This window comes from Cobetia crustatorum (genome assembly GCF_000591415.1).
Taxonomy (GTDB): Bacteria; Pseudomonadota; Gammaproteobacteria; order Pseudomonadales; family Halomonadaceae; genus Cobetia; species Cobetia crustatorum.
On sequence record NZ_JEMF01000056.1, the window covers coordinates 59,231 to 70,926 of the forward strand.

The following is an 11,696-nucleotide window of genomic DNA, read 5'->3' on the forward strand; positions in this document are numbered from 1 at the left end:
TTGATTAGTGAAGCCCTGAGACAGGTTGAGTCAGGCCATAGGTGTCTTGTGGGTTGTAGTAGAGGGCGTAATAGAGGTTGCGGTGGAGCTGGTTACAGCGGCAGCGTCCGTAGGCGATGCGATAGCGGCAATCGGCAGCCGATACCAGTGAATGGCGTTGTCGTGCAGTACCTTGTCGAGGGTGTTCTGGCGCAGGTCGGCGCGCGTCATCTGTTCAATGGCGCTGGTCACCAGCGCTAGCCAGTCGCCATAGCTGACCTTGAGGCCGGAGACCGGGAAGTTGCTGGCGAACAGACAGCGCTGGGCACCGAAGATATCCAGTACTTCACACAGCAGCTCGCGATTGGCGCCGGCATCCCAGACATGCCAGGGCGTGCCCAACTCCGACAGCTTGACGGCGACATTCGCGTTGTCGGCAAGCGCCCGCATCCCTGCGCGCCATTGGGCAAGGCCTTGCGGCGTGCGATCCCACGGCAGCCCGCTGTGGTTGAGGATGACGCGCAAGCCGGGAAAGCCCTCCAGCGTCGCGGCCGCCTCTTCTAGATGCCAGGCGGGCACGCGCAGGTCCCAGCTCAGGTCACGCTCCTTGAGCAGGGTCAGTCCCTCGCGCCAGCGCGGATCCTGCAGACTGCCGCTGGTGCCACCACTGACTGGCGGGTCCGGGGCGTGGCGGCGGTGACCGGCTTGGCGCGCACGCCGCGAAACAGCGGCGATTCACGCTGGGCGTCCAGCTGAGCGGCGCACTCGTCAGTGCCGAAGGCGGCCCAGCCGACATGCGCGCTGGGTAGCGCATGAGTGGCCTGCTGTCGGGTGATCCAGCGCGTCTCTTCCAGTGCCTGCGAGCGTGCGGCTTCGGCTTCGCAGTGCACGCTGCCCACCAGCCGGAAGCCCTCTGGCACCAGGCGCTTCAAGTCCGCGGCAACAAAGGGCCGACAGATCGCGGCGTAATCGCCGAGAAAGAAGTTCTCCACCGGTGACTCTTCCAGCCAGGGGTACGCTACCTGGCCATCCAGTGCCCAGAAGTGATGGTGCGCATCGACCAGCGGCTGGCTGTGTGAAGGCTCGTGCCTGAATGTGGTATCCGTCATGACTGGCTCATGTCCTGGTTGGAAGCATCAAGTGCCGATTGACTCAGTGGTCACGCACCAGCAGGCAGGACACGTCCGGCTCGGCGCGTGTCGCGAAGCTTCTGCGAACCTGGCCGCTCTCCAGGTCCAGCACTGCGATGCGATCTCCCTTGAGTGAGACGAAGGCCTGTTCGCCATCCGGGTGGAAGCTCATCGCGACGGGAATCGCTTCAAGCTGGATGGTGCCCAGCGGCGCCAGCGCCTCATCGAACAATGACAGCGAGCTTTCCCCGTAATTGGTGGTGATCAGGCGCCCCTTGGGGTCACGGTAGATGCGGTTGGGGTCTCGGCCGGTGGTCGCCGAGGCGCGTACGGTCATCGATTCGGTATCTACCGCCACGATGCTGTCGTCATCGCGGTTGCTGATGAACAGGGTACGGCCATCGGCGGACAGGCTGTTGCCCTCCGGTTTGCGGCCCGGAATCATCGCGATGGGTGCGAAAGTGGCATCGTGAGGTTTGAACTTGGTGATGGTATTGCTGAGCAGATTGATGCCGTAGGCCCAGTCGCCGGCCTTGGTGAGCGCGAACAGGTGGGTCTTGTAACCACCGGAGGACACGGCCAGATCTGGCGTGGTCTGGGCTAGGGGCGTATTGAACAACAGCAGAGTGTTGTGGCCTTCGCTCATGGCGTAGAGGCGGTCCTGGTCATCAATGCCCAGGCCGTGGATGCGATAGTAGGGCCAGGTACTGAGCGTATTGATCAGCGTGAAGGTCTCGAGATCGACCACGAATACCGAGCAGCCGCCCTGGTCGCCGATGCAGTCGGCACCGAGGATGCCGTAGTGGCCCACGAAGGCGTAGCGGCCAGTGGAATCCACCACGAATTCATGTGGGTAGTCCGGCAGGCGCAGATGGTTGAGCTCCTCACCGCTGGTGGCGTCGAACAGACTCAGGGTGTGTGCGCATTTCTGGTTGAGCAGCAGAACATCTCGGGACATGACATTTCTCCAATCAGCGAGGGTGCCGTCGGGACCCGGTTATCAAGGACTTGCGCCCTCGCTGGGTGACAGGTAAGCAAGGCGATAGAACGGATGGGCGTTACTGCGTCACGGCGGCCGTGGTGATTTGCGTGACTTGCGGCTCGCCTTTTGCATTTACATCGGCGCTGGCCTGGCTGGCGCCCTGGATGGCATCGATCCAGTCGCGACCATTGGCGGCGATATAGCTGTCCCAGGTCGGCAGCACGGCCTTCTGGAAGGCGGCGGTATCGACGTCGGTCTCGATCTTCATGCCCTTGTCGGCCAGCTCAGCGAGAATCTTCTGTTCGTTCTTCGCGTTCAGTTCACGCTGATAATCACCGGCCTCGCGCGCCGCGTTTACCAGTACCTGCTGATATTCTGGTGACAGGCTTTCGAACTTGTCGTCGTTCATCACCATCAGCAGCGAGGTGTAGGCCTGGTTGGTCAGTGACAGGTAGTCCTGGACCTCATAGAAGCCCGCCGACCAGACGATGCTGATCGGGTGGTCTTGGGCATCGACCGTGCCGGTTTCCATCGCGGTGTAGAGCTCGCCCAGTGGCATCGGCACCGGATTCGCGCCCAGCAACGAGAAGGCCTCGATCAGCGACTTGTTGGAGTTGGTGCGCATCACCAGGCCGTCGACATCCGCGGGCGTCTTGATCGGGTGCCTGGAGTTGGTCATCGCGCGAAAGCCGACCTCCCAGAAGGCCAGCCCCTTGAGGTTATCTTCCTTGAGCAGCGCCAGGGCATCATCGCCGACCTTGCCGTCCAGCACCTGATAGGCCGTCTTGCGGTCCGGGAAGATATAGGGCAGATCGAAGGCACCCAGCGCCGGCTGGAGGCCCGCGAAGTTGGGGTTGCCGGACATCTCGATATCGATGGTGCCGCTGCGCACGCCGGCGATCATCTGCTGGTCGCCCCCGAGCACACCATTGCCGAAGATGTTGACGGTGATCTCGCCATCCGTGCCTTTCTTGACCAGCTCGGCGAAGCGCTCGGCCGCCTGCTGCTGGGTATCGGTGGTCGGGGCGGCGTGGGCCAGCTTGAGCGTCATCTGGGCATGGGCAGCACTCAGAGGGGCGATCAACAGCAGGCTGGCGAGGGTCGTCTTGATCATGGGTGTCATTGAATGGCTCTCATGTTGTTCTTGTGGGCGGCTGTCTTTGTTCGCGACTGGCTTTGTTCGCGAATGGCTAAGCAAGTGGCGCGTCGTTGGCGTCTTGCCTTCTTCCTGTCGTCTTTTCCGGCTTGGTTGTCTTGATTGTCACGGGGTCAGTCGGTCATCCAGTAAAGCGGCGCGGTGATGATCTGCGGGAAGGCGACGAACAGCAGTAGAATCACCACATAGGCAAGGGCGAAGGGCGCGACGCCACTGACCGCCTTCTCGAACTTGAGGTTGCCGACGCTGGTGATCACGTTGAGCACGTTGCCGACCGGCGGGGTGATCAGGCCGATGGCGCAGTTGAGGACGAACATGATCCCGAAGTAGACCGGGTCGATGCCGGCCAGCTTGACGATGGGCATCAGGATCGGCGTGAGTACCAGAATGGTCGGCGTTAGGTCCATCACCATGCCGACCACCAGCACGATGCCCATGATGGCGAGCATCAGGATGCGCGGGTCATCGGCGAGCGGCTGCAGCAGACCGGCGACCATCAGCGGCAGCTGAGCGATGCTGATCAGCCAGGAGGCGACCATCGCCGCGGCGACCAGGAACATCACGATGGCGGTGCTGCGGGCGGCCTGGGCGAGCACGGCATAGAGCTGGCTGAGGTCGAGTTCGCGGTAGACCACGGTGGCGACGAAGATGGCGTAGACCGCCGCGACCACACCGGCCTCGGTCGGGGTGAAGATGCCGCTCTTGATGCCGCCGATGATGATGACCGGCAGCATGATGGCCCAGAAGCTGTCCTTGAGTGCCTTGAGGCGTTCACGCCCGCTGGCCTTCTTTGTGACCACCAGATCTTCCTTGCGCGTCATGAACAGCCACATCACCACCAGGGTCACGCCCATGATCAGTCCCGGCACGATGCCGGCGAGGAACAGCTTGCCGATGGAGATGCCACCGGCGACCCCGATGATGATCAGCGGAATGGAGGGCGGGATGATCGGCGCGATGATGCCACCGGCGGCCATCAGGCCGGAGGAGCGGCCGAGCGGATAGCCGGCCTTGCGCATCATCGACAGCAGCATGCTGGCCAGCGCTGCGGTATCGGCGACGGCAGAACCGGACAGGCTGGCCATGACGATGGCAGCGAAGATGGCGACGAAGCCGAGCCCGCCCTTGCGGTGGCCCACCAGTGACATCGCCAGCGTGACGATGCGCTGGGAAAGCCCGCCGCGCGACATCACTTCGCCGGCGGTGAGGAAGAAGGGAATGGCCAGCAGGGTGTAGCTGTCCGCGCCATTGACGAGGTTCTGGGCCAGGATCTGCGAGTTGAACAGATCCAGATGCAGCATCAGCACGATGGCACTGACCAGCAGGGCGAAGGCGATGGGGAGGCTCAGGCCGATGGCGGCCAGCAGGGAGCCGAGGAAGAGCCCGATGGTCATGGCGTATCTCCTTGCGAATCAGAGGCGTGGCTCGGTGCGACACGCGGCGTGACAGCATGCAGTGACAGCGGCGTCAGCAGACGCCAGAGCAGAATCAGTGACATCAGCACGCCTGCCATCAGGCCGGCGAGATAGAAGACGCCGACCGGAATGCCGCTGATGGGAGAGAGGTTGCTCCAGTTGAGCACCGTCTGGGCGTAGCTGCCCTTGAGCAGCATCAGGTAGCAGCCGAGCATCGCCAGGGTCACCAGCCGATCCAGCCCGGCGCGCATGGCCGCAGGCAGCTTGTCGGCGAAGGTATTGACGCTCAGGTGCTCCTGGCGAATCAGCGCCGTGACCGCGCCCATGAAGGTGACCCACACGAACAGGAATCGGGACAGCTCGACGCTGATCGAGATGCCGCTGTTGAAGCCGTAGCGCAGCACCACATTGACGAATACCAGTACGATCATCGCCACCAGTGCCAGCACCATCAGCAGGGTCAGGGTCTTCTCGAGTCCCTTGAACAGCGCCGTGATGCCGACGGCAATGTTCGAGGGGGCGGCCGTGTCCTGCGTAGCTGCCGTGTCCTGCGGAGCTGTCTTTTCCTGCTCGGCGCCAGCGGCCTTGCGGGACTCGGCGTGCGTGGCGGAGGGCGGTTTGATCGACATGGATAACGGCATCTCTTGGGTCAGTTTGTTCATGGTGTCAGCCCCGAAGGAGGCATCTCGATGACGGTGCGGCAGCGCTGTCATTGCGCCCCTCCGGTTGCAGCGAAAAGGGCGTTGCCGCGTGTCGGTGGCTGGGACTGATGTCAGGGACCGATGACACAGGCGCTGATGAAACTGTTCAGCGCGCGTCGGCCAGGGCAGCCTGGAACAGCGTCACCACGTCTGGGTCAAGCGCCTGGGTGTGCTGCTCGATCACCGGTGCCAGGGCCTCACGCATGCGCTGGCGCTCACTGTCCGCGACCACGTTGACGGCCATCTTCTTCTCAAGGGTACTCAGCAGCTCTTCGTTCAGGGCGCGGCTCTGTTCGCGCTGATAGAGCGTGGCTTCTCGGGCGGCCTCGCGGACCAGCTGACGCTGCGCCTCATCGAGTGACTGCATGAAGCCTGCCGAGGCGACCAGCACCAGGGCGTCATAGGCATGCGCGGTGCGCGAGAGGTACTTCTGGACCTCGAAGAAGCGCTTGGCGTCGATCACGGTGTAGGGGTTTTCCTGGCCATCCACCGTGCGGGTCTCCATGGCGGTAAACAGCTCATTGACCGACATGGGCACGGCGTTGGCACCCAGCCCATTGAAGAGGTCGATGTAGAGCGCGTTCTGCATGGTGCGAATCTTGAGGCCCTCGATGTCCTCGAGCGTCCCGATGGGACGGCGGCTGTTGGTCATGTGACGGAAGCCGTTCTCCCAGTACTCGAGTGCCACCAGCTGCTTGTCATCGAGACTTGCGAGCAGGGCTCGGCCGGCCTCGCCATCCAGCACCGCGTCCGCATGTGCACTGTCATCGAACTGGAAGGGCAGGCTGACGATATTGAAGTCAGGATTGAGACTGCTGAGGGTCGCGGTGGACGGTACGGTGAAATCCAGGGTCCCGGACTGCAGCATCGAGGTCATGTTGACGTCGTTGCCCAGAATGCCGTTGGAGAACACCTTGACGGTGATCTCGCCGTCGGATTTTTCCTCGATGAGTTGTGCGAACTTCTTGGCCCCCAGCGTCTGGGGGTGGGCATCCGGCAGGCTGGTGCCCATGCGCGCGGTGATCTCGGCGTGGGCAGTGGTCGCGAAGGTCAGGATCAGTCCCAGCGCGGAGACTGTCTTGAGCAGGCCTGTCTTGAGCAGGGCTTTGTTGATCAGAGCTATATGGGAAAGGGCGTGGCGGGTAAGCATGGCGAATTCCTTGCAAGTTGTTGTTATAGAAGTTTTTCTCATGGCAATTGCTGTCGTGGCGATCGTCGTCATTCCGGCCTGGCGGTAGCGTTCAAGCGGTAGCGGCGCACGGCGTTGTCGCAGAACAGCTTGAGACGGTGTTCGGGATTCAAGGAGCGGCTGAGGTCCTTGAAGGCCTGCAGCAGCGTATCGAGTGAGGTCACCAGCCCATCGACCGGGAAGTTGCTGGCGAACATCACGCGGTGGACCCCGAAATGGCGCAGCACGATGGCAAAGACCTCACGGTTGTCTTCCAGCCGCCAGGGCTGACCCGCGATACCGAGTCCCGAGAACTTGATCATCACCTGTGGCCAGGCGGCGACCTTGGCGAGGGCCCGTGACCACTGACGCAGGGTGTCGGGATGACGATCACCGGGCACGCCGGCGTGATTGATCACCACCGGCATCTCGGGGTGGCGATCCAGCAGTGGCAGCAGTTCCTCGAGATGCCACCAGGGCACCTGCAGCTCGAAGATCAGCCCGCGCCGCGCGACTTCACTGACGCCGTACTGATAACGCGGGCAGCGCAGCGAGCCGGGCATGGCGTGGGTGGCAAGCCTCGGATCGTGACGTTCCAGCGCGGCCGGCTTGTGGCGAATGCCCATGACCAGGCTGCCTCTGGGGGCACGTGACTCACACAGCGTTGCGAGTTGCTCGGCGATGTCATCCTGATCCAGCCAGGCCTGGGCGATCATGGCGTTCGGCCAGCCGGTCTCGCGGGCAGTCTCCTCGACCCAGCGCACTTCCTTGAGCGCATCGCCCCGCGCCCATTCCGCTTCCATGTAGACGCAGCCCATCACGCGATGCGCCTCTCCCGCTGCCATGAGGTGCTCGGCGGGCAGGTAGGGACGACGAATCGCGGCATAGTCGCCGTAGCGGAAGGGAATCATCGGCTCATCGCACAGCCAGGGGTGGTAATTGCGCGTCGGGTCCCAGACATGCATGTGGGCATCGATGATCGGCAGGTCATCATCCTGCTGCGTGGCCAGATAGCGCTCGCGTTGCTCGCCCAGTTCGGCAAGAGACGCAGGCTTTACCGGGGCTTGGAGTGAGTCAGAGAGCATGGCGAGCTTCCTTCCCGTGGCGAGTCAGGCGAGCGTGATCAGTGGGCGAGAGCGGCGTCGATGCGTTCCAGCAGCTCGCTGCCGTGCTTGGCGGTGAACTCGGCGCGCACCGGCTCGGCGACCTTGGCCCGCATGCTGGCGGTATCGGGCTCGCGCACGACCTGCATGCCCTGTTCCTCGAGGAAGGCCAGATCGCCCTGTTCATTGTCATGATTGAGCTGGCGCTGATAGCGGGCCGCTTCGCGGGCTTCTTCCTTGATCAGCGTCTGCAGTTCGGGGGCGAGGCTGTCGAACGTCTGCTTGTTCATGATCAAGGGCGCGGCGGTATAGGCGTGCGCGGTCAGCGACAGATGGTCCTGCACCGAATACAGGTTGGCGGAGCGAATCAGGCTGACCGGGTTCTCCTGGCCATCCACGGTGCGGGTTTCCAGCGCGGTATAAAGCTCCGCGAAGGGCATCGGGGTCGGGTTGGCACCGAGGGCCTGGAAGGCGGCGATATGCGCCGGATTCGGTGTGGTGCGCAGCGTCAGGCCGCTGATGTCATCGGCGGTCTCTACCGCGCGGCGCGAGTTGGTCAGGTTGCGGAAGCCGATTTCCCAGAAGGCGAGGCCTTCGATCTGCTGAGGCTGCATGGCGGTCAGCAGGTCCTGACCGACCTCGCCGTCCAGTACCTGATAGGCCTGTTCGCGGGTGTCGAACAGGAAGGGCAGGTCCAGCACGTTGAGCTCGCTGACCAGACCACTGAAGTAGGGGTTGCCGGAGAGCTCCAGGTCGATGGTGCCGCTGCGGACACCGGAAATCATCGCCTGGTCATTGCCCAGCTGGCCGTTGGGGAAGATCTTGACCATCAATTCTCCCGCGCTGCGCTCGGCGAGACGTTCGGCGAAGCGCTCGGCGGCCAGATGCTGCGAATCGGTGACCGGGTGGGCATGCGCGAAGGTCAGTGAGGTGGCGGCAGTGGCGGTGCCTGTCATCGCCAGGCTGAGCAGGGTGGCGGACAGGAGGGTGGCGGTGGTGTGGTGGCGTGAGGTTGTCATGGCGAAACCCTTTTCTCGTTATTGTCGTGATGCATTGGCGGCGTGTTGACGCTGGTGTTGCTGGTGTTGCTGGTGTTGCTATTGGTACTGCTGGTGCTGCCGGGATCAGGGCCGTGTGATGGCGGAAATCTCAAGACCCTGATCCTTGCTCTACTTCAGTGTTGATCGGCAGTGTTCACAGCACCGCCATGGCGGATGGCTGCTCCGCTTGGTTGTCGTGGGACTCGAAGGCGACCGGGTTGCGCAGCGCGCGCCCGAAGGCCGGCAGTTCGATCTCGAAGCGGTCTCCCTCCTGCACCTTGATCTGATCGGCGAAGCTCAGCGTGGCGGTGCCGAAGAAGTGCACATGCAGGTCTCCGGGCGCGCGGAACTGGGCGTACTTGAAGTGGTGGTGTTCCAGGTTGGCCAGGCTGTGGGCCATGTTGGCCTCACCTGTCAGGAAGGGCTTCTCCCATAGGGTCTGGCCTTCGCGGGTGATGCGGCTGGTGCCTTCCAGGTGCTGGGGCAGTTCGCCGATCAGCAGCTCAGGCCCGTAGCTGCAGGCGCGCAGTTTGGAGTGGGCCAGCCATAGATAATTGGCGCGCTCGGTGATGTGGTCGGAGAATTCATTGCCCACGGCGTAGCCGATGCGGTGCGGCTGGCCATTGGCATCGTTGAGGTACAGGCCTACCAGTTCGGGCTCTTCGCCGGCATCCTCGGCGAAGGCCGGCACGCTGATCGCGGTTTCCGGCGCGACCACGATGCTGCCGTCACCCTTGTAGAACCATTCCGGCTGCGCGCCGACCTGACCCGCGGCGGGCTTGCCGCCTTCGAGGCCCATGCGGAACATGCGCATCGAGTCGGTGACGTTGGCGTCATCCTCGCGTTGTGCCTGAGCGGCGGCATGCATGGCGTCGCGGGTATCGGCGCTGCCAGGTGGGTCAGGCCGGTGCCGGTGACGGTGCAGCGCGCGCGATCTGGGTGGGTGACTGGCGGCAGCAGTTCCTGGCGATCAATGGCCTGCTTGTAGTCGATCAGGGTGTGCGAGTAGTGCTGCTCGATCAGCGCGCTGAGCCCGATGCCCAGCTCAATGGCGCGAGAGGCCAGCTCATAGGTGCCGCCCGGGAAGTCGAGCAGGCGCAGCTGGTCACGGCTTTCGACCACGGCGACCCGTGGGCCGTTGGCGGTGCGAAGTTGGACGAGTCTCATGATGGCTTCCTCACTCGATGATGTTGAACTGATCGAAGTAGTCGCTGTTCAGCTCAAGGCCCAGCCCCGGGGTCTCTTCGTCGAGGTCGATGAAGCCGTTCACCGGCTCCGGGTCACCCTTGAAGATGTAATAGAAGAGCTCGTTACCGATCTCGACATCATGCACCGGGAAGTACTCGCTCATCGGGGAGGCCAGTGAGGCCATGGTCAGGTGGTAGTTGTGCATCTGGCCGGCGTGCGGGATGACCGGCACGCTGAAGGACTCGGCGAGGGCGTTGATCTTGCGCGCGGCGGTGATGCCACCGACCCGGTTGGTGTCGTACTGGATGACGGAGACGGCGCGCTTTTCCAGCAGCTGGCGGAAGCCGTAATGGGTGAATTCGTGTTCGCCACCGGAGATGGGAATGCTGGTCAGCTGATTGAGTTCGGCGTAGCCATCGATGTCATCGGCGATCACCGGCTCTTCCAGCCAGCGCGGCTGGAAGCGTTCCAGTTTCGGCAACATGCGCTTGGCGTAGTCCAGGTTCCAGCCCATGTAGCACTCGAGCATCAGATCGACATCCTCGCCGATGACTTCCCGTACGGCGGCCACGCTATCCAGGTTGGCACGCACGCCCTCGACCCCATCACGCGGGCCATAGCCGAAGCGCATCTTCATGGCGGTGAAGCCTTGATCCAGATAGGACTGGGCCTCTTCCTGCATGCCCTTGAGGTCGGTGCGGTAGAGCTTGGAGGCGTAGCAGGGGATCTTCTCCTTGGTGCGCCCGCCCAGCAGCTTGAAGACCGGCTTGCCGACCGCCTTGCCCATGATGTCCCAGATGGCGATGTCGACGCCGGAGATGGCGGCCATGCCGATGCCCTTGCGACCCCAGGCGTGGGTGGAACGGTACATGCGCTGCCACAGGTATTCGTAGTCGAAGGGGTCCTGACCGATGATCAGCGGCGTGAGGTACTGATCGATGATCGCCTTGGCGATGCGCGGCGCCAGCGCCACGTTGCCCAGCCCGACCAGGCCGTTGTCGGTCTCGATCTCCACCACTGTCCAGCCGTGGAAGCGGAAGGTGCCCATCGAGTCGCCCTTGTCCCACAGCTCGTCCATGGCGTTGGAGCAGAAGTGGGCGGTCGGGGGCACGGTGTGGCCTTTCCATTCGAAGACGCGAGTTCTGACGTTGGTGATCTTCATCGAATTATCCTTGTTGTGGATGGCGTTGATTCAGGTTCATGAGCGAGAGGCGCAAGCGCATCAGGCAGAAGCGGTCTCGAGGCGCAGCGCACGCAGGTTGGTGCCCATGCGCTTGGCGATCGCGAAGGCATTGCGGGTCGGGTTGACGTCCGCCTTGCCCTGACCGGCGATATCGAAGGCGGTGCCGTGGGCCGGCGTGGTGATGGGAATAGGCAGGCCGCCCTGGACGGTGACGCCGGACTTGAAGCCCAGCAGCTTGATCGCGATCTGCCCCTGGTCGTGGTACATGGTCACGATGGCGTCGTACTCACCATCGCGCGCCTTGAGGAAGATGGTGTCGGCCGGGAAGGGGCCCTCGACCGGGTAGCCCTGTTCATTGCAGCGCGCGACGGCCGGCGCGATGACGTCGATTTCCTCGCGGCCACAGGTGCCACCTTCGCCACCGTGGGGATTGAAGGCGGCGACGGCGATGCGCGGGCGCTCGAAGCCGGCCAGTTTCAGCGAGTCATGAATCAGCTGGCTGGCGGCGATGATGCGCTCCTGGGTGACGTACTCGGCGGCGTCCTTGAGCGGAATGTGCGAGGAGATGCGTGAGGTCCACAGCGTCCCCAGGGTGTTGAACTCGCAGAAATAGCCCTCGACTCCCAGTTTCTCGGCGAAGAAGTGCAGCTC

12 protein-coding genes and 1 pseudogene are annotated in these 11,696 nt (G+C 63.2%); 1 reads left to right on the top strand and 12 read right to left on the bottom strand.

The features are described from left to right. Positions 1-30: 30 nt before the first annotated feature. The 9 genes from BF12_RS22455 to BF12_RS0112340 form a co-directional block, all read right to left on the bottom strand. Positions 31-714: an amidohydrolase family protein gene (locus BF12_RS22455; protein ID WP_211242450.1), complete on the bottom strand. Its 684-nt coding sequence runs from the start codon at positions 712-714 to the stop codon at positions 31-33. Beyond that, positions 597-1,088, bottom strand: a complete 492-nt coding sequence (locus tag BF12_RS22460) for a hypothetical protein (RefSeq protein WP_051510971.1) — start codon at positions 1,086-1,088, stop codon at positions 597-599. Before BF12_RS22460 ends, BF12_RS22455 begins: the two co-directional genes overlap by 118 nt. A 43-nt stretch (positions 1,089-1,131) precedes the next feature. Beyond that, a complete protein-coding gene (locus BF12_RS0112310) occupies positions 1,132-2,067 on the bottom strand; it encodes a YncE family protein (protein WP_024952536.1) in 936 nt (311 codons plus the stop codon). A 100-nt stretch (positions 2,068-2,167) separates the two neighbouring features. Next, positions 2,168-3,214, bottom strand: coding sequence for a TRAP transporter substrate-binding protein (locus BF12_RS0112315; protein ID WP_024952537.1), 1,047 nt, complete (start codon positions 3,212-3,214; stop codon positions 2,168-2,170). 146 nt (positions 3,215-3,360) lie between these two features. Then, positions 3,361-4,641 carry a TRAP transporter large permease subunit gene (locus BF12_RS0112320; protein WP_024952538.1) on the bottom strand — a complete coding sequence of 427 codons (1,281 nt, stop codon included), beginning with the start codon at positions 4,639-4,641 and terminating at the stop codon, positions 3,361-3,363. Then, on the bottom strand, positions 4,638-5,375 hold the full coding sequence (locus BF12_RS21220; RefSeq protein WP_051510973.1) for a TRAP transporter small permease: 738 nt from the start codon (positions 5,373-5,375) through the stop codon (positions 4,638-4,640). The genes BF12_RS0112320 and BF12_RS21220 overlap by 4 nt, the downstream gene beginning before the upstream one ends. Before the next feature lie 94 nt (positions 5,376-5,469). Then, on the bottom strand, positions 5,470-6,513 hold the full coding sequence (locus BF12_RS0112330; protein ID WP_051510974.1) for a TRAP transporter substrate-binding protein: 1,044 nt from the start codon (positions 6,511-6,513) through the stop codon (positions 5,470-5,472). A gap of 68 nt (positions 6,514-6,581) precedes the next feature. Then, on the bottom strand, positions 6,582-7,616 hold the full coding sequence (locus tag BF12_RS0112335) for an amidohydrolase family protein (RefSeq protein WP_024952541.1): 1,035 nt from the start codon (positions 7,614-7,616) through the stop codon (positions 6,582-6,584). A 38-nt stretch (positions 7,617-7,654) separates the two neighbouring features. Further along, positions 7,655-8,653 carry a TRAP transporter substrate-binding protein gene (locus BF12_RS0112340; RefSeq protein ID WP_024952542.1) on the bottom strand — a complete coding sequence of 333 codons (999 nt, stop codon included), beginning with the start codon at positions 8,651-8,653 and terminating at the stop codon, positions 7,655-7,657. A 42-nt stretch (positions 8,654-8,695) separates the two neighbouring features. Between BF12_RS0112340 and BF12_RS23155 the strand changes: the two genes are divergently transcribed. Beyond that, entirely contained in the window at positions 8,696-8,818 is a 123-nt protein-coding gene (locus BF12_RS23155; protein WP_282705496.1) for a hypothetical protein, read from the top strand. Positions 8,819-8,828: 10 nt separating this feature from the next. Here the strand turns inward: BF12_RS23155 and araD1 are convergent. The 3 genes and pseudogenes from araD1 to BF12_RS0112360 all read right to left on the bottom strand — a co-directional run. Beyond that, positions 8,829-9,841: pseudogene (gene araD1, locus BF12_RS19945) on the bottom strand (AraD1 family protein). A gap of 10 nt (positions 9,842-9,851) precedes the next feature. Beyond that, complete coding sequence (locus BF12_RS0112355; protein WP_024952543.1) at positions 9,852-11,024, bottom strand: L-rhamnonate dehydratase; 1,173 nt, start codon at positions 11,022-11,024, stop codon at positions 9,852-9,854. Between the two features lie 60 nt (positions 11,025-11,084). After that, positions 11,085-11,696 (bottom strand): 4-hydroxythreonine-4-phosphate dehydrogenase PdxA (locus BF12_RS0112360; protein ID WP_024952544.1); only part of this gene is annotated, 612 nt, incomplete at its 5' end.